The sequence below is a fragment of the Melissococcus plutonius ATCC 35311 genome, assembly GCF_000270185.1.
Lineage (GTDB): Bacteria > Bacillota > Bacilli > Lactobacillales > Enterococcaceae > Melissococcus > Melissococcus plutonius.
Genome location: NC_015516.1, coordinates 1,368,012 through 1,391,018 on the forward strand (window position 1 = coordinate 1,368,012; position 23,007 = coordinate 1,391,018).

Below are 23,007 nucleotides of genomic sequence, written 5' to 3' on the forward strand. Positions count from 1 at the left end.
GAAAATGATATGTCTATTTGTTGTAAACTAAATAAAGCGACCCAGATTCTAAAAAAAATAATTAATTATCATTTTTTAAAAAATAATGCAAGGTATCGTTTTTATCTTGATTTAATTGTTGAACCAATGCATCAATATTTTCAAACTGTATTTGATTTCTTAGATAATCATGCCATTCAACAATGACTTTTTCATCATAAATCATTTGATTAAAATGAAAAATATTAATTTCAACAGTTAATTTGCGATTACTGCCAAATGTATCGTTATGCCCAATCGATCCCATTCCTAAATACCAGATGTCTCCAACTTTCATTCTAACCGCATAAACACCATTTTTAGGCAAGTAAACTGAAGAATCTACCTGTACATTAGCTGTTGGAAAACCTAATAAACGCCCTCTAGCATCTCCATGTACTACAATTCCAGTAGTAGTATAAAAATGTCCTAGCCGTTTTGCAACACCTAGCATATCTCCTTCTTGCATCAATAAACGTATTTTTGTGGAACTGATTTTTTCATTTTCCAGTAATTCCTCATCGACTATTACAATTTCAAAACGATTTTTCGCATACTTAGGCAGAATTTCTACACTAGTTTCTTCTTTAGTTCCATGACCATAAGTGTAATCAAACCCAGCAACAGCAACCTTAGTGTGAAGATCAACAATATATTCATCCACAAACTCTTGAGGAGATAGTTTGGAAAATTCCTCTGTAAAATCAACAATATATAAAATGTCTACTCCTAAATCTGCCATTCGTTTTTCTTTTTCTTCCAAATTTGTTAAATAGGTTACTTCGGTAGGCATCTTACGTTGAAAAATAATGGCTGGATGTTGATTAAATGTCATAACTGCCAGTTTTAATCCACGCTTTTTTGCTATTTCTCTTCCCGTTTGAATGACTTTTTGATGTCCTTTATGTATACCATCAAAAAAACCTAACACCATTACAACTTCCTCTGTCAAAAGTTGTAATGGATCATGTGGATGATGAATAGGAATAACCTTCATAAATAAAAATTCTCTCCTTTTATACAAATTTAACTATTAGATTACCTTACTTGGTTTTAAGTAATTTTCTTTTGTAGGATGAGCCATGTATAGACTGACCAATGTATTTTTGTGAAATAATGCAAGCAATTCTCTTGGCATTTCTGTTAATCCAAGTTGCTCTTTTCTTAAACAGACACCATTTTTAACTAATTGAGCAAGTTCATCAGACAATTGAATTTTTGGAAAATCTTTAACAGCCACACTAAGTGGTAATAATAATTCTTCTGTTTGTCCTTTTTCTGCTACCTGTGCAACTTGTTCTAGAGTTATACACTGATCTGCGAATAATCCCCCACTAGCTAGTCTTGTTAATGCTGACATGTGAGCTGGAAATCCTAATTTTAAACCAGTATCTACTGCCAACGTCCGAACGTAGGTTCCTTTTCCGCAAACAACACGAAATTGCCAGGTCATTGTTCCATTTTTTTCATTAAAAATAGGTTGACTGATTCTTCGAAACGAAATAATCGTTGTTTTTCTAACGGGACGCTCTACTTGCTCATGATTACGTGCATATTCATAAAGTCTTTTTCCATTGACTTTAACCGCTGAAAACATCGGTGGTACTTGAGTAATTTCTCCCTCTAAAGATTGCATTGCCTGGTCAATCATTACTGTCGGTAAGGGATTAGTCAGGCGTTTTTTTTCGACACACTCGCCACTTTTGTCTTCAGTAGTAGTTGAAACACCTAATGTGATTTCTCCCTCATAAATTTTACCAGCATTTGCCATATATTCAATCACTTTTGTTCCCTTGCCTATACAAATAGGCAGAACGCCATCAACATCTGGATCTAGTGTACCACCATGCCCAATTTTTTTTGTATGTAGTATCTTTCTTAAGTGGAAGACACAATCATGACTTGTCATTCCATTATTTTTCCATAAAGGTAAAATACCATCCATTAATTACACTCCTTCTTTTGTCCCGGAATTATTATAGCATAATCATAAATGTCTCTATATTCCTTATTAATAAAAACAGCCTTGAATGATTGATATTTCTTAATTCCTATTCTCTTATTCAATGTTAATCTTAAAAATTGAATTATTTGACGAATAAATTAATGAAATTATATAATCTAATATAAATAAAATTTCTTTTATTTATTAAATGCCTGATTTTGATCTTTGTGTTTTGTCATTTTGTTATGACAAAACTGTTAGCTATTTAAACTAGGAAATTAGGATAAAAGATGTTAGAATCTGCTAGAAATGAATATAAAAGGAGTTTTAATTATGAAATCATCAAGAATTCTCTCTAGTTTATGTTATCTTTCGATTCTGGTTGTTCCATTACTTTTTCCAATTATTGTCTGGCTATTGTCACATAGAAATTCAGAAGTTCACTATCATGCTTCCCGTGCCATAACACTTCATCTAATCCCTATTCTCTTAGGTGTTTTTACCTTTCTTGTCATTGGTTTTATGGGTATTTCAAAATTTACTGCAGATACTGCAAATATGGTACTCGTTATATTGGCTATTATCATGGCAGTAACCTCAATTTTATTATTTATTTACAATATCTATTACGGTATAAAATTACTTGTTTCATAAATAGATAACTTTTAACTAAAAAGTGAAATTTAACTATAAAAATAACTCAACTACTGACTTTCTGATAAACAATTTCAAGTAATTGCAACAATATTATAAAATTATCTAACGATAAAAAAGCAGTAAGAGTAGACAACAATACTTCTAACTCATAAAATAATTAGGTATTACCGAATAAAAATTTAGGCATGAGATTTCTTCTCATGCCTAAATTTTTATTCATCTTTATTTAGCTCTCTTAACAACTTATCAACATGATTTCCATACTGAACAGACTCATCTTTTTCAAAGAATAACTCTGGCGTTTTATACAAAGTTAATCGTTGTCCTAGTTCTCTTCGAATCAATCCTTTTGCCTTTTCCAATCCTTGTTGTACTTTTTGTTGATCAGAAGCTAGATCAGATAACAAGCTATAATAGATTGTTGCTTGCTGTAAATCACCTGTTACCCGAACATCTGTAATTGTTATCTCTTGGAGCCTGGGATCTCTGATTTTTTTGCGCAAAATATCATTAATTTCATGTAAAATTTCTTGTCCTACACGACGATCACGATAGTTAGTCATGGTTAGTTTTCTCCCTTCATTTATCTTCAATTAAACATTTTTAATTTCTTCCATGATAAATCCTTCAATATTGTCATCTACCTTAATATCATTGAAATTCTCAATCATAGCACCACATTCAAAGCCTAGTCTTACTTCTTTTACATCATCTTTGTAACGTTTCAAGCTCGCTAATTTTCCTTCATAGATAACAATACCGTCCCGAATAACCCGAACACCACCATCTCTTTGAATAGCTCCTTCTGTTACATAGCAACCAGCAATCGTTCCAACTTTTGATACACGATACAGTTCACGAACAACCATTTGACCAGTAATTTTTTCTTTAAATTCTGGATCAAGCATGCCTTTCATAGCCGTTTCAATTTCTTCGATTGCTTTATAGATAATTTTATGCAGACGAATATCTACTTCATCAAATTCTGCCTGTTGTTTAGCTTGTGGTGTTGGACGAACATTGAAACCAATAATAATAGCATTACTTGCTTGAGCTAGGGTGATATCACTTTCATTGATCGTTCCTACAGTAGAGTGAACAATTTTTACCCGAACCCCTTCAACATCAATTTTTTGTAAACTTGCAGCTAATGCTTCTGCAGATCCTTGAACATCAGCTTTAATAATGACATTTACTTCTTTTAGTTCACCTTCTTTAAGGCTTTCAAATAGATTATTTAAAGTTACCCGACTAGTCGTGGATCGTTGTTCTAAAAGTGCACGTTTCGCTCTTTCTTCACCAGCCTGACGAGCTGTCTTTTCATCTTCAAAAATAACAAAATGATCACCTGCTTGTGGTACATCATTTAACCCAGTAATCTCTACTGGTGTTGCTGGTCCTGCTTCTTTCTCTCTTCTACCGATATCATTTGTCATTGCTCGAACACGACCATAAGTATTGCCAACCACAATTGGATCTCCAACATGTAGTGTTCCTTGTTGAATTAACAAGGTAGCCACAGTCCCTTTTCCTTTATCTAATCGAGCTTCAATAACAGTTCCAATAGCACGTTGTGTTGGATCTGCCTTTAAATCCTCGATTTCAGCAATTAATAAAATATTTTCTAAAAGTTCATCAATATTTTGATTGTATTTTGCTGAAATGTTAACAAAAATTGTATCGCCACCCCATTCTTCTGGGATGAGTTCATATTCACTTAATTCCTGCTTCACATGATCAGGATTAGCTCCAGGTTTATCTACCTTATTAACAGCAACAATGATCGGTACATTGGCTGCTTTAGCGTGATTGATCGCTTCAACTGTCTGAGGCATTACACCATCATCTGCTGCAACAATTAAGATAGTAATATCAGTAATACTTGCACCACGTGCACGCATACTTGTGAAGGCAGCATGACCAGGTGTATCAAGAAAAGTGATTGGTTTACCTTCAATGGACAGCTGATATGCACCAATATGTTGAGTAATACCCCCAGCTTCTCCAGAAGTTACTCGTGAATGACGTAAGGTATCTAATAATGTTGTTTTTCCGTGATCTACATGTCCCATAATTGTTACAACAGGCGGACGCATAGTTAAATTTTCTTCAGCAATCGCTTCTGGTTCAAAAAATTTATCAATGTCGGCTAAATCAACCTGGACTTTTTCCTGAGGTTCCATCCCATAATCAACGGCTAACAACTCAATAGTATCCTTATCTAATGCTTGATTTTGGTTAACAATAACGCCCATCATAAATAGTTTCTTAATAATTTCAGCAGGTTCACGATGAATTTTTTTTGCAATGTCCGCAACATTCATCCCTTCACTATATTCCAATACATCAGGTAATTCACGGAATTTGCGTGGTGGCACAGCAGGCTTAACAGCTTCTTGTTGTTTCCCTTTCTTGCCTTTTTTTCCTTTTTTATTAAATTTGTTTGAATTATTATAACTATTATTTGTTGTATTTCTAAATTGATTTCCGCCCATTGGATGGTTGCGCTTATTACTTCCAGTGTTATTTCGATGTTGATTATTGTTTTGAGTATTTGTTTGAGTATTTGTTTGGTTTCTTGTATCCATTGATTTTGTTTGTTCATTATTCTTTGGTTGTTTATTTACATTTTTTTTATCATTACTAGTTGTAGTATTTCTATTTTGATTGTTAAATGAATTATTTTTTCTTAGATCTCTTGATTCGTGATGGTTGACTGTTTTATTTGTTGATTGGGTAGTATGATTATTTTCTGGTTTTTTTGTATAATTATTCTCTTTTTTTATTGGGTGTTGATTTTTTTCTTTTTGCATATTGACTGGCTTTGTTTTTGAATTATTATCAGCTGTCACTTTTTCATTTGATCGTTTTTGAGCACTATGATTTGTTTTGTTATCTTTTGTGTTGTTCATATTTTTTTCCTTTGATTGGAAAATATTTCGCAATTTTGCTTCATCGTCTGGTGTAATTGCACCCATGTGATTTTTTACATTAATCCCTACTTCATTTGCTTTTTGTACGACGATTTTACTTGATTGGTTCAACTCTTTTGCCAATTCATAGATTCTTTTTTTACCCATACGATCACCTTCCTATTCCTTCATTAATTCTTTGATTTTCTTGGTAAATCCCTGATCATTCATTCCTACAATCATTCGTACTTTGCCAATTGCCTGACTGATTTCTAACTGTGTAAACTGTTCATTAATAGGAATATGATAATAAATGCATTTATCTGCTAGTTTTTTTTTAGTATTTTTACTTGCATCCTTTGCAATAAAAACCAATGCTGTTTTTTGATTGCGTATATCTTTAATTGTTAGTTCTTCACCAGTGACAATTTTTCCAGCTTTTGTTGCTAAACCCAACAAATTTAAAATTTTTTGGTCATTCATTTACCAAACAACTCTTTTCGAGCTTTTTGATGTTCCACATAAGCAAATAATTCTTGATAAAATTCATCTGTTAAAGAAACTTCTAAAATACGATCTAAAATTCGTTTGTCCCAGGCCTTTTGAGCTTCTTCCGGTTCTAAAGCTATATAGGCACCTCGACCAGACATCTTGCCAGAAGGATCAATGGATACAATGCCTTCTTTTGAACGAACGATACGAATAAGTTCTTTTTTAGGTTTCATTTCACCAGAAACAACAGATTTACGCATTGGAATTTTTCTTTTCTTCATTTTAAACCTCCAACAAGTTAAATTTGTTCTTCACTTTCATGTTCAATTGCTTGTTCCTGCTCTGATTCTTGTTCGTCATTTGTATGTTTAATTAATTCATAATCATCTGAAGTCATTTCTGAATGTACAATTTCTTCATCTTCGATTTCTTCTTGTTTTTGTTCATAGTAATCAGCCATATTTGATTCTGCTTTAATATCAATTTTAAAACCAGTCAGCTTAGCAGCTAGTCGCGCATTTTGTCCACGTTTTCCAATGGCCAATGAAAGTTGATGATCAGGTACAACAATCGTACAAACTTTATTATTTTCTGGATCAAATATAACATCAACAACTTGAGCTGGGTTTAATGCATTGCTGATATAAACTACCGGGTCTTCATTCCATTCAACAATATCCATGTTTTCACCTTTTAATTCATTAACGATAGCCTGTACTCGCTGTCCTTTTGGCCCAACGCAAGTTCCAACAGGATCAATATTCGGATCTATTGAACGAACCGCTATTTTAGAACGATCACCAGCTTCACGAGCGATGCTAACAATTTCTACAATACCATCATACACCTCTGGAATTTCTTGTTCAAATAAACGTTTTAACAAGTCAGGATGACTTCTGCTAACAAATACTTGAGGTCCCTTGGAAGTATTTTCAACTTTAGATACATAAACTTTAATGCGATCATGTGCCTGATAAAATTCATTTGGCATTTGATCCTGTTTTGATAATACAGCTTCAATTTTTCCAAGATTAACATAAATATAACGACGATCTTGTCGTTCGACAATTCCTTGCATAATATCATTTTCATATTCACTAAATTCATTATAAATAATAGTTCGTTCAGCTTCTCTTACCCGTTGCAAAATAACTTGTTTTGCAGTTTGGGCAGCAATTCTTCCAAAATCTTTTGGAGTGACTTCAAAATGAATGACATCTCCAATTTCATAAGCGCCATTAATCGCCAATGCATCTTCTAAAGCAATTTCTAATTGTGAATCCATGACTTCTTCAGTTACTTCTTTCACTGCATAAACATGAATATCTCCTTTTTTATTGTTAAACTCTACTTCAACATTTTGAGCTTGACCATAATGACGTTTATAGGCAGAAACCAATGCGGCTTCTAAAGCATCAATCACTATTTCTTTAGAAATTCCTTTTTCGGCTTCTAATGCGTTTAATGCATTTAATATTTCTTTGCTCATTTTTATTTTTTCCTTCCTTATTAATCAAAATTAGCTAAGTATGTGTTTTTTTATTGCCTGTTTCTTATGTGTTAGAAATAGACTTTAAAATTGGATCGCCAAACGAGCTTTAGCAATATTCTTTCTATTAATTATATACTTCTTTCGCTGTGTTTTAATTTTAACTTCTATTACTACTTGTTCTTCATCTATACTTTCTAAAATACCTTCAAATTGTTTGATACCTTCAACTGCTTGATAAAGAGATAGATGGATATATTCACCAATAGCATTGAAATAATCATGTTCATTTTTTAATGGTCGTTCGGCTCCTGGAGAAGAGACTTCTAAAAAATAAGCCTGCGGAATTGGGTCTGGCTCAAGACTATCTAACTGTTCGCTAAGTTGTTCACTTACAAAAGCACATTCCTCAATGTCAATTCCACCTTTTTTATCAATAAATACTCGTAAATACCAACTTTTTCCTTCTTTTATAAATTCTACATCAATTAGTTCAAACTGTTGTTTTTCCAAAATAGGTGTAACTAGCTTTGTAACAGTTTCTATAATACTACTCAACCTCTTCACCCCCTAAACTAGTAATGATTTTTATTCACTTGAATTCACTTGAATTCACTTTTTCCATTAAAAAGAGTGAGCAGAAACCCGCTCACTCACCATTACCATCATTACATTAATCTAAGTGTAGCATAATTCTAAGAAAAACTCAACTTTAGATCCAATATGACACCTAAAATGCTCACATAAACTGCTATTTTAACCCAAATTGGAAAATGAATAAAACCAATTCATTTTATTTCAATTTACTTTTTATACCGATTTTATTATCATAAGATAGATGGATAGGTTTATAATACATAGCAAGCTAATCAATTGAGTAATCCTATAAATATTTTAATATAAAATAATTTAATAAATTAAACTTTGATAAGAAAAAGAGGCTATTTATGAGTCAAGTTGTGATGAAAGTAACTAAAAAAGAATTAACAAAAATGCAATCTTTTTATTCAAAAAAATTGATCGACAAAAAGGTACCTTATACATTATTCATAGCTAAATATAAGAATGTAACTATTACTGCCTATCAATCAGGTAAAGTATTATTTCAAGGAGAAGACGCAGAAAAGGAAGCTGCCTATTGGAAGTCCTCTACCCATTCAGATTTATACCAATCGAAAGATTCAATCAAAGATTCACTACCGGAAAATTTAGCAGGTTTATCAGTACTAGGTAGTGATGAGGTAGGTAATGGTAGTTATTTTGGTCCATTAACGGTTTGTGCCGCTTATGTTGCTAAAGATAACATCAAAATGTTAAAAGCTGCTGGTGTTAAGGATTCTAAGAATCTAACTGATAATCGTATTATGCAATTAGCCGAAATGCTTAAAGAAAAGATTCCATTCAAATTATTAATAGTAACACCAGAAAAATATAATCAAATTCAAACAACCTATAATGCTGTACATATGAAGGTTGCTCTACACAATCAAGCAATTGCCTTACTTTTGGCTAAATTAGCACCAATTAAACCAGAAGCTATTTTAATTGATCAATTTACATCGCCCAAAAATTATTATAATTATGTTCAATCTGAGCAGAGACAGGTAAAAGCTCCCATTTATTTCACTACAAAAGGAGAGAGCTATCATGTATCTGTTGCAGCTGCATCCATTATTAGTCGTGCAGCCTTTTTAGCAGAGTTGACCAAAGCTTCAAATACTATAGGATTTTCCCTGCCTTCAGGAGCTGGTGATCAATCCGATCAAATTGCTGCAAAAATTCTTAAATTAGGAGGAATGGACCTTTTGAAAAATTATGCTAAATTACACTTTAAAAATACAAAAAAGGCAATAAACTATTTAAATCATTCATCATAATTCTTATTATTTATCTATGAATAACAAAAAAGACGAAGAAATTTAACAAGCTTTAAAGACAAAGATAAAAATTCATCATTTAAAGCTAGTAAATCCGTTAAATTCCTCGTTTTTTATTTATAAATTTTACTGTTTTAACAAAACAAATTGTTAATAATGTAATAAAAACCAATTAAGAACAATATATTAAATAATTAAACAAACTAAATGGAAATGTTTCAATTTTGCTTATTCTATGATTGCATTTTAACTTAATTAATAAGTAATACCAAAATTTTTCATATCTTTTTCAACATAACTCAAAATGTTTTCATTTCTGAAAAAGCGTGTAAAGTAATAAGCAATACGGTAATCCTCTGCTGCATCGCTTCCTAACATATGTTTGTTAAATGCTGTTTCATATAATAAACAATCCAAGACATAGGTTGTATGATGAACACGATTAATATCGATTCCTTTTTGGCTTAATTCAATACTTTTCTCATAGTCCTTAATCAAAGAATAAAATTTTGCTGTATTGTAGTAAATACGACATTGTTCTAATGGGAAATCTTGCTTAAAGTCATTGAGTAGTTGTAACGATTTATCATAGTAAACTTTTGCTTTTTCCAAATCATCTTCTAATTCATACAAAATACCAATTGAATTTACACTTAAAATATTGTAAATATTGATATCTTTGTCAATTTCTGAACCACGATGTAAATAAAATAATGCCTCATTTGTATTCTTTTTTCCTAATAAGCTAGTAATACCTTTATAGTAAAAAAACTTTGTTTCTAAAATCCGGTTAGTCGTATCAATTTCATCTGGACATTCATTTAATAATTCATAGGCTTCTTCATGTCTAAAAGTATCGCATAAATGTTCAACTTTATTTAAAAGACTTTCCAATTTTTTTTCATTAGATCCTTCAATACATTCTTCCACCTGTAAATCAAGTCGAAGACAGACAGAAGAGAAAATATCCAGACTATCACAAACATTTTTATTTTCAATATTACTAATTGTTGCTTGTGTACAGATTCCCTTAGCTAATTCTGCTTGTGATAATTTTTTTTGTTTTCTTGCTATTTTGATTTTTTCTCCTGCAACTTTCAATTAAGAATTCTCCTGTTCTGTATATTAAATTTTTTGATTATTTAAATAGTTTTAAAAATTACAATTCAGCGCCTATATTTTTACAAAAAGCAAAAAATAGTAATAAAAATAAATAGCATTCTACTATTTCTTTAATAAATTATCATTTAAAATAAATCATTTAAAACAGCTAATAAATAACAATAACAACTTTATTTGTAGATTAACAAAACATATTATACATTTTACAATAAACAACACAAAAGTCAATATTTTATTTATAGATAATAAAATCCAGATAATCTTTTATATTTAAGAGAAATAATTAATTTTCTTAAAATTTTACATCAAAAATCGTTAGATATATTGTACGTTATTACAATTATAATACTTGAAAATCATTGATTAATCTACAGAACCATATAGGTTAACTAACAAAGTTCCAATTACAATGAAAGCCAGTCCAATTAATGTAGGGATATTAATACTTTCTTTCCAATAAAGAACAGAAATTAATGTAATTAGGATAATACCAATCGCTCCCCATGAAGCATAAGCTACACTTAAAGGTATAAATGTAATTGCTTTTGAAAGTGTATAAAAACAAAAAAGATAGGAAATAAGACATTCAGCAACTTGCAAAGGCTTGGTAAATCCATCTGTTGTTTTTAACAAATTTGTGCCAAGAATTTCACAGATAACTGCTATAAATAAATACAAATAACCCAATTTATCGCCAACCCTCTTAGTAATTTAAGTTCTATCTACTTAGTATAAACAAAAATTAAAAGTATTCAATGTTCCAATTAAAAAAGCTAAATTTCTTTATATAAAAATTTAGCTTTACTCTATGCAGGTTGTTCAATTTATGTATTATATCTAATAAAAATAAACTACTATTTCTTCTAAATATAATGAATAATAATATCTTATCAATACATAATTTTAATTGTTAGAAAAATAGAATAATTTTAATTGTTATAATGAATAAATAACAATTAAAATTATTTTTAATATTTTTTTACCATTAAAATATTATTTTTTCGATAAAAAGCCTTTTTAATTAATTTTGAAATTATTATCTTATTAAATAAATGTTTAAAATTACTTTTCTAGTAATCAAATTGATACGAAACAAATTTGAATAAACTATTGTACAGTCATTTGTTTTTTTAGATAATAAACATCCTGATTGATTTCTAATAGTTCTTTAGCTATATCTATTAAGGTAACTGTTGACATTAATTGATCTTCTGCATGCATAAACAAAATTGTAAATTGAATATTCTTTTCTCTTGCTTCCTGTGTGATTACTTTAAAGTGTTCTTTCTCTCCCTTGGTTAAATATTCATTTGCAGCTTCGATAAGTTGTTGTGCCTCTTCAAATTGACCTGTTCGAGATTTTTGTAAACTTTCCATAATCATTGATTTTGCTGTGCCAATATTACTAATAATATTAAATGATAATAATTCTAGTCCTTCCATGATATCCGCTCCATTTATTTATAATTGATTGTAATTAGTTGATAGCCATTAATTTCAGGAATGTTAAAAAACAGTTTGTTATTTTCATCGTTTTTCTGATGAAAAGGCAGATTGGTCACTTTCTTTCTGATTGATTTAACCGTTGTTATTTCCTGAATAGTTGTTTTTGTTCTCTCGCCAATTTTTTCTAAATTTAATTCGATTTGGTTATCTTTTAAGGGAATTACTTCTTCAATGGTATCCAATAAAACAGCTTTTCTTTCAGGAATATAATGTAGTATATTAATTATTAGCTGTTTTTGTTCTTTTTTATGGTTTAAAACGATTTCTGCTGTCGCTGGTAAGTTTGTTTTAACTACTTTTTGATCATTTAGTAAATACTCTAAAGCAGCTATTATTAAAGATTTGTATGGCTTCATTCCATGTAGTTTGTACATTTCAAATAAAGGATGAGTGAAATAGACGAGTGAATCGTTTTTAATTGTTACCGGATAGGCACTTTCTTTATTTGCAGGTGCCTGAAAGTGAGAATAATAGTGTTCAAAATTTCTTTGATAAAGTGGATGGATTTCTTTTCCTAATACTTCATTCGATTTTGAGCAAATCAATGCACTTTTCCCATGCAATACGAGTTCACCTTTTGGTAAAACTTTTGCTATTGGATCCTTATATGTACCATAGGTTGAAATGAATGAATTCTCATCGATATATTCAATTTGCCAGGAAGCTGGGAAATGATTTGTTTCATCAAGACCACTATGGTATGAAGCAAGTATTTTTCCACCCTGATTTTGAAATGTCCTTAATTTGTTTTTTAATGTAGCATTAAGTACAATTTTATCTGGTAAAATAATCATTTTATAGGCTTGCCAATCCATTTGATCATCAATAATATCAAACTGATAATGTGCTTCATTTAGCATATTAACAGCTCCGGCTAATGACAGATCTACCTTTTCTTCACTAATTTGACAAATACCTGGATGGACAATTGCTAGCTCTGTAATAGGCAAGGTGTTATCATTATACTTTTCTATTTCTTTAACTTGGGTATAAACAGAACCGATTAAATCATAGGTAGCCAATTGTAGGGTACCGTCTGGATACATTTGATCCCCAATTGAACATTTAGCTCCATGAGCAAGTGCTAGAAAGGTTTCATATTCAAGTGCAGCTTTATTCTTATAACTACCAAAATCTGCCCACACTTTATGAAATTTTCCCGTCATACCTACATATTCTTTTCCAAGATTTTTGGCATATCGAACGACCGTTGGAAAATGTTGATATCCCCATTCGCCACTTGGTAATGATTCAATCTCTAAATGACTGTATTCATGTAAATTTGTACGAATGGTAGGTAAAATATTTCCCTCGTTAAAAAAAATTGGGCATGTTGGATTGATAGATTGAATTGTTTGATAAATTTCATCTTTTAAAAATTGTTCTGTTTCTTTTGCAAATCTTTCACGTGCCTTCTCACTGTAAATATCGTAATTTTTCTCAATCATTTTCATTGTACAACAAGAACAATAACAAGAATCCTGCCAAACAATATCAAAAAATAAGCCATCAAGCTTTTTACCAAAATGTTTTATAGTATCAATAATTTGTTCTTTTAAATAATCAAGATAAGCAGTATTGAAACATAACGTTTTCCAATCAGGTGAAAGTTGATCGGTATCTCCAAAGCCATACAAACTACCGTCTTTTTTTCTTTCTAACCATTCTGGATGATGATCAGCAGAAAAAGCATCCCAACCAACGGTCAAATAGATAGGTGCTCTAATTCCTATTTCATGACATGCGTCTATCTCTTCCATTAAAAAATCATTTTCCATTTGTGGATGTTCTGCTGGCAAGTCGGTTTTATAATAAATATAACCATGATGACATCTACCAGTTAACGTAATTGAATTGACACAAGCTTGTTTAAGTGTTTTTTGAAATATATCTTTATTAAAATTTTTACCCAATTTAAAAGGAAGTCTAGGTGTATGAAAATCTAGATGAACTTGGCGATAAGGAAGTGCATTCATATTAGTCTACCTCTTTAAACCGAAATTTTGACCAAGGATGAATATAGGAAAGTAAAAATAATTCTTCTTCAATAATTTTAGCCACATTATTCTTTTCATGCTTATGGTTTGGCATTGGTTGTTTAACAATATTCACTTCACCTTTATATTGACCAAAAGAGTTGTTACCAATAGTAATATCTCCAAGTGCTAATTGTTCTTTAGGATGATTGATTTCAATTGTTTGATCTGCATATTTTAGTTTGACAAATGTTGAACGAATACTATAACTATTAATGTCTCCACGATTTAAATGTTGATTGTCTAAAACAATTTCTTTTTCAAGTGGAGTGACAGTTGAAGTGAATTCCACGTTAAATTCAATTTGTTCACTATTCACTTCACTCATTGCTTTCAATTCTGCTTCACTTGCATAGGCATTAGCAATAATAACGTCATCAATCAATCCAGTTGCAAAAAGATGTTTTGCTTGTAGAACGATTGGCCAATCACGATGCATCTCTACGGTACATAAACCATCTGTATATACATGAGGACCATGATCTGCTACCTGTGAATTTACAAAGGCCGCTGTTTTTAATCCTAAAGCTTTATATTTTTTAGAACATTTGACAAAATAATCATAATCTAACCCTGTAAAACGTTGTGGATAAAAATTGTGACACCCAATGATTCGTTTTTTATCCGGCTGATAAGATAAAATATTTTCTAAATAGGCAGTATCATTACTGATATTTATTTCTAAGTCCAAATTTGTTTGATCAAATGTCATAAGGGATTCTACCAAGCCGTCAAAAGTCATATCTAACCGTAGTCCAGTTGCTCCCATCTCTTTAAATGGTGCTAAATTTTGATAACTTATACCTAACTGATCAAATACAGCTGGATTTACATCAAGAATGACTTCCATATTAAATTTTCTAGCACAAGCAATCGCTTTTTTCATTTTAGCAATTACTGCTTTCTCTTTTCCAGGTTCGGTCATTAACAAATTGGTAAATACTCTCTGATAACCATATTTTGCTGCCAATTCTATATAAGCCATTGTTTCTTCTTCATTTTCTTTATAAGGATAAATTGAAATTCCTAACATGTTTTTCCTACCTTCTACACTGGTTGTGTCACACTATTTCCTAGATTAATTTTTTCTTCTTCTTTTGCTTTTAATTCTTTTTCTACCATGCTCTTGTCAAATGCCTTAAAGAAAGGTAAATAAATGACACAGGAAACCATAATATTAACCATTGCTAAAACTGCCGCCCTCCAATCAAATCCAGTGGCCATCATAGCAACTAAAGGAGCTGGCAATGTCCAAGGTGCAATGGCAATAGGATAATTTACTAGGTGAAAGACGCCCATGGCCAAATAAGTAATGATTCCCATCATAATTGGTGCGGCAATAAACGGGATTGCAAAAAAGGGATTCATAACAATGGGTACACCAAAGATCAATGGTTCATTAATATTAAAAATTCCTGGAATAAAGGTGAAACGTCCCATTTTTTTGCAAAATTCTGATTTTCCTAAGAATGCCATTAATAAAGCTAAAGACAAGGTTGCGCCTGCCCCACCAATCCAAATAAACCATTGAAAGAATTGTCCGGTCATTAGATGAGGTATAACCTTACCAGCTGCTGCTGCAGTTGTATTTACGTTTAAATTTTCATACCAAAATGGATATAATATAGGTGTTGCAATCACCATGCCATGAATACCAAAAATCCAAACAATTGTAATCAATAAAATAGGTACAATGACTGATAAAATATTATCTCCAGCAAAATAACGAATCGGTGAAAAAATCCATTGTAAAATACTATTAATATCTAACTTTAGTCCAATTTTAATTACAAAAGTTGTAATAATTACAATAGCCCCAGGAATAAGTGCTGCAAATGAATGAATAACAGAGGTTGGGACAACATTTGGCATTTTTATAACGATATTTTTCTTTAAACAAAACCGAACAACTTCAACAGTAAAGATTGAAGCTACAATTGCTGTAAATAGACCGCTGGCACCAAAATTTCCTAGAGGTAGTACAGTACCACTTACATGAATTCCTGCTTTTGTTGCTAGTTTATCATCAATAGTTAGTGATCGTAGCAATTAGAAAAGCTAAGACAGACAAAACACTTGTAGATACTTTATCAATTTTATAATCATTACATAAACTAGAAGCAATACCAATACAAACATAAACAGACATGAAATCCATTGTAAAGTTCATTGGAATTTTTAAACTATCTGAAAAGGGTGCAATAAAATCCTTCCAAGCATCAATCGGTAAATTTAATGCAATAACAAAAATGGAACCAATAATTGTTACAGGAATAATAACACTCATTCCATTGCGAATAGCCGTTAGATATCTATTATCGGCAATACTTCCCATAACATTTACAACTTTAGTAAAATCAAATTTTTTGTTTTGTGTTTCCATTTGGACCTCCTTTTATTTTTGAACCGTTTTAATTTTTGTTAGCAATGATAATAATTGTGAATGTATAGGCAATTAAAGCACTTCTTTTTGAATTAACTTATATAAATCAGGAACTCCCATTGGCGTATACAAGATTCCTTCAATTGGAATTAGAGGGATATTTCTAGCATCCGCTTCTTTTTGCAAATGAGCTTTCCTGAAACTTACCTGTGGAGCCAATAATAATGCATCCCACTCTTCTTGCTGCATCTTCAATCCTACTTCTTCTGTCCCAGTTGCTTCCATGATAAAATCATTATTTCCATTTTTTTTAGCTTCTGCGATTAAATTTTCTGCTAAAATCGAAGAACTCATGCCACCACCACAAGCTAATAATACTTTCATTTTTACTTCCTCCAATTAAACCGTTTTAATTTTATAAAATAATTATAATTTGCAAACGTTTAATTTGCAAGATCTTTTTTTAACTCTCTTACTGAATCTCTCCATACCAATTTTGTTTTTAATTCAATTGTTAGTGGTTGATCTAATGTAGAATGATTAATCTGTTTTAAAATCAGTTTGCCAATCGTTAAGCCTATTTCTTCAATAGGTTGTTCGACTGCTGTTAATTTAGATTGCATAATATTACTTAATCCAAAATGATCGAACCCAATGAGTGAAATATCTTTAGGTATTGAATAGTTTTCTTCTATTAATGCCTGAATTGCTCCAATAGTCATATAATAATTTGTGGAATAAAGAGCCGTCAGCTGGTTCCTCTCTATTAATTGTTTTGTTTTTATATAACCAGATTCTTTTGTATAATTCCCTACAGCTATTAACTTTTCATTATAAATATTTTTATTTTTCATGCTATCAATATAACCGGCTAAGCGCTTACGTCCGATAAAACGATCTGTTTTTCCAGCTATAATACCAATTTTTTTATGACCAAATTTAAATAACTTCTCTACAACTTCATAAGAAGCATCATAATTATCAACCAGTACGGTATCTGTTTTAATCGTTTTAATGGGTGCATCTACAGCAACAATAGCTATATGTTTAGCTATTGATTGTTTTAAACAATCTAAATTTTTGTCTAAAGGAAAAATTACCATTCCATCTACAAAACGATTTTCTAAAAATGCTAATTTTTCTTTAAGTCGTTTGTTATTATTTTGGTAATCGCATAGTAACAAACTATAATTATACTTTTCGAGATAGTTCTCTAAGTAGGAAACAATTGACATTGCGAAAATATCTGTAAAAGAATTAACTAAAACACCAATTGATAAGCTTCGATTATTTTTTAAGCCCTTGGCAATAATATTCTCTTTATAACCTAATTTTTTAATGGCTTTTTTAATATTTGTTTGATTTTTTTGTTTTAATTGATGGCCATTTAAATATCTTGAAACTGTACCAATAGAAACATCGGCCTCTTTTGCCACTTCTCGAATAGTTACCAATCTCATCCCTCCGATTTTATTCTTCATTTTTTAAGAGCTATAAAAAATCCATCTTTTAACAAAATTGTAAAAGATGGATTTGAATATAGCAATTATTAAATGAAAGTTTTAAATTCATTTTGTCTGTAATTTTTTTCTATTTAATGAATTTTTTACCAAAAATCCTTATTTTAAATATAACAACTAAAATTCAAGTAATCATCTTATTTATTATAGAAAAATAGGTAAAACAATATACTACTGTTCTATTTTTGTTTATTAATTTTTATGTTTTTTTTATTTTTAACATTTTATGACATACTTAGTTAGTATACTGAACATCAACTATTAGACAACTACCTATTATTAGTCTTATAACAATATTTTTTACGACTACCTCTATATACAAAATTACCAAATCAAAAAAATGGCTGTAACACTTTCATCAAGTGTTACAGCCATTTTTTAATTTATTTTTCTTCTTCATCATCCATGAATGTGTTGAAAACTTCTTCAATCATATCCCATTCTTCGTCTGTTTCAATCTGTTGTAATTCGCCTTCTGTGCCTTCTTCATTTTCAGTATATGCATAAGCCTGTAATTCAACATCTTCTTCTCCAGAAACACAGGCTGGATAAAGTAAAACATAATTTCTTCCAAATTCTTCTTGACCATCAATGGTTAAAAGAATTTCATATAGTGTTTCGTTCCCTTGTTCATCAACTAATGTAATATGTTCATGATTGTCGTTATTTTCGATAGGTTCTGTCATTGGTGACACACTCCTTTATCCATTAATAGTGCTATAAGCGAAATAACCTAGTTGGCACGATGCTTCTGACTATCTAAGTAATTTTGTAAAATCATTACAGCTGCCAATTTATCGATTACTTTTTTTCTTTTTGCTCTAGATGTATCTGCCTGTTCTATAAGCATACGCTCTGCTTGAACTGTTGTCAAACGTTCATCTTGATAAACAACTGGTAGCTGGAATAATTCCTGAAGTTTTTCACCAAAAGCTAAGGAAGCTTCTGCTCTTGGTCCAATTGAATTGTTCATATTTTTAGGTAGCCCAATCACAAATTTTGTAATTTCATATTCCTCAGCTAATTCTTCTAATCGATCAAAACCAAATTGTCCCTTTTCCTCATTAATACGAATAATTTCAATTCCCTGAGCCGTCCAACCTAATAGGTCGCTAACAGCCACTCCAACTGTCTTTGAGCCGACATCTAATCCCATTATTCTCATTAAACAATCGTTCCATTATTAGATAAATAATATTTAACAAGCTCATCTAAAAGTTCATCTCTTTCATAACGACGAATTAGATTACGAGCATTTTGATAACGAGGAATGTAGGCCGGGTCTCCAGAAAGTAAATAACCTACTATTTGGTTAATTGGATTGTATCCTTTTTCCTCTAAAGATTGGTAGACTGTTGTAAGTATTTCATTTAATTCTTTCTTTTTATTGTCACTAAAATCAAAGCGAACAGTTTCATCTGTAAAACCCATCAGCTACACCTCACTCCTTTTTATTTATACATATTCATTTTACTAAAAAAAGACCTAAACTACAAACAATTTTTGTTATTCTTTCTTTTTTATTTTATTTCCATCTGCTTATTCTAATAGAACCTTGCCACTTTCTTCAAAGTTATCACTTATCTCTTGTAATATTGGTTTTTTTTATTATTATGATACATAAAATATAGTAAGATATTTTACTCTAAATTATTTTCATTCTTCATTTTATTTTCCCTTTTAAAAGTATATGTCCTATAAGTAATTCATTCACCTATCTTTTATAGTAAATAACATAATGATTGAATCAAATTTTTCTAACCAAGATCATAGATTGGAAGTGTAAGGATGCTTGATGAAAAAAATGAATTAATTTTAGAAACTTGTCTGCTAGCTGGTAAAATTATGATTGAAAATAATGCAGAAATGTATCGTATAGAGAATACAATGGAAAGGATTGCTATAACATCTGGAAATAACCATCTAGTAAGTTTTGTTACACAAACGGGTTTATTTGTTGGTTTTGATAATACTTCATCAATGAAAATGGCAAAAATTTTACACCGAACAATTGATCTTGAATCCATTTCTAAAGTTAATGATTTATCAAGAAATTACTCAGCTGGAAATTTTTCCTTAGAAGAATTATTAAATAAACTTAAAAAATTGGAAGATAAAAAAGCATCTTTTTCACTACAATTAATTATTTTTTGTGCAGCTATACTAAGCGCTACCATTATGGTGTTGTTTGGCGGTAAGCTGAGTGATTGTCCCATAACTTTTCTGATCGGATATTTTAGTTATACTATTTATCACTATAGTTCTAAAATTTTACATATTAATTTTTTACCTGAGTTTATTGCTTCACTTTTTATTAGTGCTGCTACTATCTTATGTGTAAAATTGAATTTTGGCAGTAATCAAGACATGATTATTATTGGCTGTATTATGCCTTTAGTACCTGGCGGTCAAATTACAAATTCCATCAGAGATCTTGTAGCAGGACATTATTTATCTGGCGTTTCTAGAGGTGCTGAAGCAGCAATGATTGCTTTTGCTATTGGGCTTGGTGTGGCGATTAATTTTCAATTTTTTTATTAGAGAGGGCAATTTAAAATGACCATTATCCTGATTGAAATTACTTTTAGTTTTATTGCCTCTGTCGCCTTTGCTATCATGGTTAACGTGCCAAGGCGTTCTCTTATTGGATGTGGACTAACTGGAATGGCTGGTTGGCTAGTTTATTGGTATTTAAAACAATTAGGTGTTAATGCTGTTATAAGCGCGTTGGCCGGTTCAATTATTGTTGCATTACTGAGTGATTTTTTCTCAAAGTATTATAAACTGCCAGTGACCATATTTAATATACCTGGGATGTTTGCTTTAGTACCTGGATATTTATCTTATCAAACGGTTCGTAACTTAGTTACAGGAAATTATCAAATAGCTATTCATGCCGCTACCCAGGCTTTTATGGTAGGTGGTGCAATCGTCTTAGGGCTTTTTTTATCCGAGGTATTTAATCATAATATTCGTAATTTTAAACAAAAGAAAGAGAAAGATAAAAAAAATTTGCATAAAAAAAAGAAATTCTGAGTATTTCTCTTATGTACGATTATTTATATTAAAATGTTATTCATTAAACCAAATTGATTCAGCATTTTATATAAAAAACAGACTACAGTTATTTTTAATGTATAATTAAGTAAAGGATTAAGCAAAGTATTGCTTAATCCTTTTTTATGTTTCTATATATTAATCCACAGATCAATATTTCCGATAAACATATTGGTTCGCTGGTTTTTTTATCACCTGAGTTTCCATAACTTCCAAAGTAGGTAGATCTCTTCGTAAAGGTGGATAGTACTCAAAATGAATTTGCCCTTTTGCTTTTATCCATGTGTTATTTTTGAACTGTTGGTTATTCGGTAAATGGTTTAATAATCCATATACACCGGAATCAGCAATACAATGAATAATGCCAAAACGAAAAACAAAAACAGATGAAGTTAAATTTTTTGAAGAATTAAAAACAAATCCTGTATAAGATATTATCTTTCCAGCAAATTCACTTGGATAGTTATAAATTAATTCCATTATTTCCAAATAATTCTCATCAGTAATCATTATTTCTTTCTTTTTTTATATTTTTCTAAATTTTTTTCATTTGTTGATTATAAACATCTTTATTGAAAAAAATACTGGTGTCTGGCTTTAAATATTGAATTTGAATGTCCGCATATTTTGCTGTTGCTTCTTGACTTAATGGAAAATTAAAACCTTTTGCTTCAACAATTGTCGTATCCAGACTAACCGTTGGGAAAAAATAGCCAACAACAAGTGGCATTACAAGCAAAAAATAGGCCATTAGATAGGAATATTTTTTGGCTGTTCCATGGCAATGCAAATGATGAGAAGTTTCATCTGACGATAATTCTTTTTGTGTGTCCTGTTGATTCCAAACAATCAACTGAACAATAGCTAAAATGAATGCTAAAAACATCGATAAAGTAGCCAAATATTTATAGTGAACATTAATATATTGATTTAACTCACTTGTAATTTGTAAATACATCATGAGTCCCATATAACCAATTAAAATTAGAAATCGAATCATAAACATGCTTCCTTTCTAAATAAGGTAAGCGTAAGCTGAAACAAAAAGGGCAGCTAACGCAACAAATTTTATTGTGAATGAGGTTTTCATATATCGTTTCATCATTAAAAGATTCTTAATATCTACCATTGGTCCAAACACCAAAAAGGCAATTACCGGAGCGGTTCCAAAAAGACCTAACAACGAAGAACTGATAAACGCATCGGCCTCTGAACAAAGAGATAATGTCACAGCAATTATTAACATAATGACAATGGCTAGGAATTTTGTTTTACCCAGTTGCATAATAGCAGCAGTTGGTAAATAAGTCTGCATAAGTGCTGCCAGAAAAGAGCCGATAATTAGATAACGCCCTGTATCAAAAAATTCATCTAAGCTATGAACCAGCATTGACCAAAGATTTTGCTTAAAAGATACTTTTTTATGTTCATTCTTAGCTATTCCTATTTTACATGATGTTGAATTACCAAAGTTTTCTACAGCCAACTTTTGAGTTAGAATTGTATCTTTATGTATATAAGCAAGCCAAAGTCCGATTAACAAAGCAACAAACATACTTCAAAAAGCTTGTAAGAAAACATAATACAGCGAATTATTGAAAGCAATATAAGTAGAGAATAAAACGATTGGATTAATGATTGGAGCAGTTAGCATAAAAGCAAAAGCTGTGTAACTTGGTACGCCTTTTTTTATAAATTGATTAACAATCGGAACAATTCCACATTCGCAAGATGGAAAAAATAGTCCTAAACTGCCACCAACACAAATAGATAAAATTTTGTTTTTAGGCAATATTTTTTTTATTCTTTCTGGCGTTAAAAATGGTTGCAAACTACCAGAAATAATACATCCTAAAATGACAAAAGGCAAAGCTTAAATAACAATTGAAAGGAAAATCATGCTCATTTGCAGTATAGAATGTGGTAAAGAATTAAACATTTACTCTCCCCTTTCAAAATTTAACGAATAACATTTTATTTAAGTTTTTATTTT

Annotated in this window: 24 protein-coding genes and 2 pseudogenes; 4 read left to right on the forward strand and 22 right to left on the reverse strand. The window is 30.7% G+C overall.

The features are described 5' to 3' along the window. Positions 1 to 61: 61 nt before the first annotated feature. A complete protein-coding gene (gene ribF / locus MPTP_RS05780; RefSeq protein ID WP_013774162.1) occupies positions 62 to 1,015 on the reverse strand; it encodes a riboflavin biosynthesis protein RibF in 954 nt (317 codons plus the stop codon). Between the two features lie 36 nt (positions 1,016 to 1,051). Then, positions 1,052 to 1,963, reverse strand: a complete 912-nt coding sequence (truB, locus tag MPTP_RS05785) for a tRNA pseudouridine(55) synthase TruB (protein ID WP_013774163.1) — start codon at positions 1,961 to 1,963, stop codon at positions 1,052 to 1,054. A gap of 333 nt (positions 1,964 to 2,296) precedes the next feature. Between truB and MPTP_RS05790 the strand changes: the two genes are divergently transcribed. Next, on the forward strand, positions 2,297 to 2,617 hold the full coding sequence (locus MPTP_RS05790; protein WP_013774164.1) for a magnetosome magnetite crystal formation protein family: 321 nt from the start codon (positions 2,297 to 2,299) through the stop codon (positions 2,615 to 2,617). Positions 2,618 to 2,832: 215 nt separating this feature from the next. Here MPTP_RS05790 and rbfA read toward each other — a convergent pair whose 3' ends face one another. The 6 genes from rbfA to rimP all read right to left on the reverse strand — a co-directional run bounded on the left by rbfA (position 2,833) and on the right by rimP (position 8,071). Continuing rightward, complete coding sequence (gene rbfA, locus MPTP_RS05795) at positions 2,833 to 3,183, reverse strand: 30S ribosome-binding factor RbfA (RefSeq protein WP_013774165.1); 351 nt, start codon at positions 3,181 to 3,183, stop codon at positions 2,833 to 2,835. 30 nt (positions 3,184 to 3,213) lie between these two features. Continuing rightward, on the reverse strand, positions 3,214 to 5,700 hold the full coding sequence (gene infB / locus MPTP_RS05800; protein ID WP_013774166.1) for a translation initiation factor IF-2: 2,487 nt from the start codon (positions 5,698 to 5,700) through the stop codon (positions 3,214 to 3,216). Between the two features lie 12 nt (positions 5,701 to 5,712). Beyond that, positions 5,713 to 6,015: a YlxQ-related RNA-binding protein gene (locus MPTP_RS05805; protein ID WP_013774167.1), complete on the reverse strand. Its 303-nt coding sequence runs from the start codon at positions 6,013 to 6,015 to the stop codon at positions 5,713 to 5,715. Continuing rightward, complete coding sequence (rnpM, locus tag MPTP_RS05810; protein WP_013774168.1) at positions 6,012 to 6,305, reverse strand: RNase P modulator RnpM; 294 nt, start codon at positions 6,303 to 6,305, stop codon at positions 6,012 to 6,014. The genes MPTP_RS05805 and rnpM overlap by 4 nt, the downstream gene beginning before the upstream one ends. 17 nt (positions 6,306 to 6,322) lie before the next feature. Next, positions 6,323 to 7,513: a transcription termination factor NusA gene (gene nusA, locus MPTP_RS05815; protein ID WP_013774169.1), complete on the reverse strand. Its 1,191-nt coding sequence runs from the start codon at positions 7,511 to 7,513 to the stop codon at positions 6,323 to 6,325. Between the two features lie 84 nt (positions 7,514 to 7,597). Beyond that, positions 7,598 to 8,071 (reverse strand): ribosome maturation factor RimP, encoded by a 474-nt coding sequence (rimP, locus tag MPTP_RS05820; RefSeq protein ID WP_013774170.1) that lies wholly within the window; start codon positions 8,069 to 8,071, stop codon positions 7,598 to 7,600. A 389-nt stretch (positions 8,072 to 8,460) separates the two neighbouring features. On the opposite strand from rimP, the gene rnhC reads away from it, so the two are divergent. Continuing rightward, positions 8,461 to 9,390, forward strand: a complete 930-nt coding sequence (rnhC, locus tag MPTP_RS05825) for a ribonuclease HIII (RefSeq protein ID WP_013774171.1) — start codon at positions 8,461 to 8,463, stop codon at positions 9,388 to 9,390. A 255-nt stretch (positions 9,391 to 9,645) separates the two neighbouring features. On the opposite strand, the gene MPTP_RS05830 is transcribed toward rnhC, so the two are convergent. The 12 genes from MPTP_RS05830 to MPTP_RS05885 all read right to left on the reverse strand — a co-directional run bounded on the left by MPTP_RS05830 (position 9,646) and on the right by MPTP_RS05885 (position 19,388). Beyond that, positions 9,646 to 10,491: a helix-turn-helix domain-containing protein gene (locus MPTP_RS05830; protein WP_013774172.1), complete on the reverse strand. Its 846-nt coding sequence runs from the start codon at positions 10,489 to 10,491 to the stop codon at positions 9,646 to 9,648. A 384-nt stretch (positions 10,492 to 10,875) separates the two neighbouring features. Next, entirely contained in the window at positions 10,876 to 11,199 is a 324-nt protein-coding gene (locus MPTP_RS05835; RefSeq protein ID WP_013774173.1) for a DMT family transporter, read from the reverse strand. 420 nt (positions 11,200 to 11,619) lie between these two features. Further along, the gene (locus MPTP_RS05840; protein WP_013774174.1) at positions 11,620 to 11,955 is read right to left on the reverse strand and encodes a PTS lactose/cellobiose transporter subunit IIA; all 336 of its coding nucleotides are present in this window, start codon (positions 11,953 to 11,955) and stop codon (positions 11,620 to 11,622) included. A gap of 14 nt (positions 11,956 to 11,969) precedes the next feature. Further along, complete coding sequence (locus tag MPTP_RS05845; RefSeq protein ID WP_013774175.1) at positions 11,970 to 13,994, reverse strand: alpha-amylase family protein; 2,025 nt, start codon at positions 13,992 to 13,994, stop codon at positions 11,970 to 11,972. Position 13,995: 1 nt separating this feature from the next. Beyond that, entirely contained in the window at positions 13,996 to 15,087 is a 1,092-nt protein-coding gene (locus MPTP_RS05850; RefSeq protein WP_013774176.1) for a DUF871 domain-containing protein, read from the reverse strand. Positions 15,088 to 15,101: 14 nt separating this feature from the next. After that, a complete protein-coding gene (locus MPTP_RS05855) occupies positions 15,102 to 16,103 on the reverse strand; it encodes a PTS sugar transporter subunit IIC (protein ID WP_013774177.1) in 1,002 nt (333 codons plus the stop codon). Continuing rightward, positions 16,081 to 16,437 (reverse strand): PTS transporter subunit EIIC, encoded by a 357-nt coding sequence (locus MPTP_RS10235; RefSeq protein ID WP_013774178.1) that lies wholly within the window; start codon positions 16,435 to 16,437, stop codon positions 16,081 to 16,083. The genes MPTP_RS05855 and MPTP_RS10235 overlap by 23 nt, the downstream gene beginning before the upstream one ends. A gap of 72 nt (positions 16,438 to 16,509) precedes the next feature. After that, on the reverse strand, positions 16,510 to 16,821 hold the full coding sequence (locus MPTP_RS05865; RefSeq protein WP_013774179.1) for a PTS sugar transporter subunit IIB: 312 nt from the start codon (positions 16,819 to 16,821) through the stop codon (positions 16,510 to 16,512). A 59-nt stretch (positions 16,822 to 16,880) separates the two neighbouring features. Then, positions 16,881 to 17,918 carry a LacI family DNA-binding transcriptional regulator gene (locus tag MPTP_RS05870; RefSeq protein WP_231849630.1) on the reverse strand — a complete coding sequence of 346 codons (1,038 nt, stop codon included), beginning with the start codon at positions 17,916 to 17,918 and terminating at the stop codon, positions 16,881 to 16,883. A gap of 422 nt (positions 17,919 to 18,340) precedes the next feature. Beyond that, the gene (locus tag MPTP_RS05875) at positions 18,341 to 18,643 is read right to left on the reverse strand and encodes a DUF1292 domain-containing protein (RefSeq protein ID WP_013774181.1); all 303 of its coding nucleotides are present in this window, start codon (positions 18,641 to 18,643) and stop codon (positions 18,341 to 18,343) included. A gap of 47 nt (positions 18,644 to 18,690) precedes the next feature. Then, entirely contained in the window at positions 18,691 to 19,122 is a 432-nt protein-coding gene (gene ruvX / locus MPTP_RS05880) for a Holliday junction resolvase RuvX (RefSeq protein WP_041363249.1), read from the reverse strand. Then, complete coding sequence (locus MPTP_RS05885) at positions 19,122 to 19,388, reverse strand: IreB family regulatory phosphoprotein (RefSeq protein WP_013774183.1); 267 nt, start codon at positions 19,386 to 19,388, stop codon at positions 19,122 to 19,124. The genes ruvX and MPTP_RS05885 overlap by 1 nt, the downstream gene beginning before the upstream one ends. Before the next feature lie 357 nt (positions 19,389 to 19,745). On the opposite strand from MPTP_RS05885, the gene MPTP_RS05890 reads away from it, so the two are divergent. Together MPTP_RS05890 and MPTP_RS05895 are read left to right on the forward strand one after the other, a co-directional pair. After that, positions 19,746 to 20,498: a threonine/serine exporter family protein gene (locus MPTP_RS05890; RefSeq protein WP_013774184.1), complete on the forward strand. Its 753-nt coding sequence runs from the start codon at positions 19,746 to 19,748 to the stop codon at positions 20,496 to 20,498. Positions 20,499 to 20,513: 15 nt separating this feature from the next. Further along, positions 20,514 to 20,993, forward strand: coding sequence for a threonine/serine exporter family protein (locus MPTP_RS05895; RefSeq protein WP_013774185.1), 480 nt, complete (start codon positions 20,514 to 20,516; stop codon positions 20,991 to 20,993). A 171-nt stretch (positions 20,994 to 21,164) separates the two neighbouring features. Here MPTP_RS05895 and MPTP_RS05900 read toward each other — a convergent pair. Together MPTP_RS05900 and MPTP_RS05905 are read right to left on the reverse strand one after the other, a co-directional pair. Beyond that, positions 21,165 to 22,014 (reverse strand): annotated as a pseudogene (locus MPTP_RS05900) (TIGR03943 family putative permease subunit). Between the two features lie 15 nt (positions 22,015 to 22,029). Further along, positions 22,030 to 22,953, reverse strand: a pseudogene (locus MPTP_RS05905) (permease). Between the last annotated feature and the right edge of the window lie 54 nt (positions 22,954 to 23,007).

Bases quoted from the DNA above. Each gene is read 5' to 3' on its own strand.
- ribF (WP_013774162.1), bottom strand. From the start codon at position 1,015: ATGAAGGTTATTCCTATTCATCATCCACATGATCCATTACAACTTTTG.
- truB (WP_013774163.1), bottom strand. From the start codon at position 1,963: ATGGATGGTATTTTACCTTTATGGAAAAATAATGGAATGACAAGTCAT.
- MPTP_RS05790 (WP_013774164.1), top strand. From the start codon at position 2,297: ATGAAATCATCAAGAATTCTCTCTAGTTTATGTTATCTTTCGATTCTG.
- rbfA (WP_013774165.1), bottom strand. From the start codon at position 3,183: ATGACTAACTATCGTGATCGTCGTGTAGGACAAGAAATTTTACATGAA.
- infB (WP_013774166.1), bottom strand. From the start codon at position 5,700: ATGGGTAAAAAAAGAATCTATGAATTGGCAAAAGAGTTGAACCAATCA.
- MPTP_RS05805 (WP_013774167.1), bottom strand. From the start codon at position 6,015: ATGAATGACCAAAAAATTTTAAATTTGTTGGGTTTAGCAACAAAAGCT.
- rnpM (WP_013774168.1), bottom strand. From the start codon at position 6,305: ATGAAGAAAAGAAAAATTCCAATGCGTAAATCTGTTGTTTCTGGTGAA.
- nusA (WP_013774169.1), bottom strand. From the start codon at position 7,513: ATGAGCAAAGAAATATTAAATGCATTAAACGCATTAGAAGCCGAAAAA.
- rnhC (WP_013774171.1), top strand. From the start codon at position 8,461: ATGAGTCAAGTTGTGATGAAAGTAACTAAAAAAGAATTAACAAAAATG.
- MPTP_RS05840 (WP_013774174.1), bottom strand. From the start codon at position 11,955: ATGGAAGGACTAGAATTATTATCATTTAATATTATTAGTAATATTGGC.
- MPTP_RS05845 (WP_013774175.1), bottom strand. From the start codon at position 13,994: ATGAATGCACTTCCTTATCGCCAAGTTCATCTAGATTTTCATACACCT.
- MPTP_RS05850 (WP_013774176.1), bottom strand. From the start codon at position 15,087: ATGTTAGGAATTTCAATTTATCCTTATAAAGAAAATGAAGAAGAAACA.
- MPTP_RS10235 (WP_013774178.1), bottom strand. From the start codon at position 16,437: ATGGAAACACAAAACAAAAAATTTGATTTTACTAAAGTTGTAAATGTT.
- MPTP_RS05865 (WP_013774179.1), bottom strand. From the start codon at position 16,821: ATGAAAGTATTATTAGCTTGTGGTGGTGGCATGAGTTCTTCGATTTTA.
- MPTP_RS05870 (WP_231849630.1), bottom strand. From the start codon at position 17,918: ATGAAGAATAAAATCGGAGGGATGAGATTGGTAACTATTCGAGAAGTG.
- MPTP_RS05875 (WP_013774181.1), bottom strand. From the start codon at position 18,643: ATGACAGAACCTATCGAAAATAACGACAATCATGAACATATTACATTA.
- ruvX (WP_041363249.1), bottom strand. From the start codon at position 19,122: ATGAGAATAATGGGATTAGATGTCGGCTCAAAGACAGTTGGAGTGGCT.
- MPTP_RS05885 (WP_013774183.1), bottom strand. From the start codon at position 19,388: ATGGGTTTTACAGATGAAACTGTTCGCTTTGATTTTAGTGACAATAAA.
- MPTP_RS05890 (WP_013774184.1), top strand. From the start codon at position 19,746: ATGCTTGATGAAAAAAATGAATTAATTTTAGAAACTTGTCTGCTAGCT.
- MPTP_RS05895 (WP_013774185.1), top strand. From the start codon at position 20,514: ATGACCATTATCCTGATTGAAATTACTTTTAGTTTTATTGCCTCTGTC.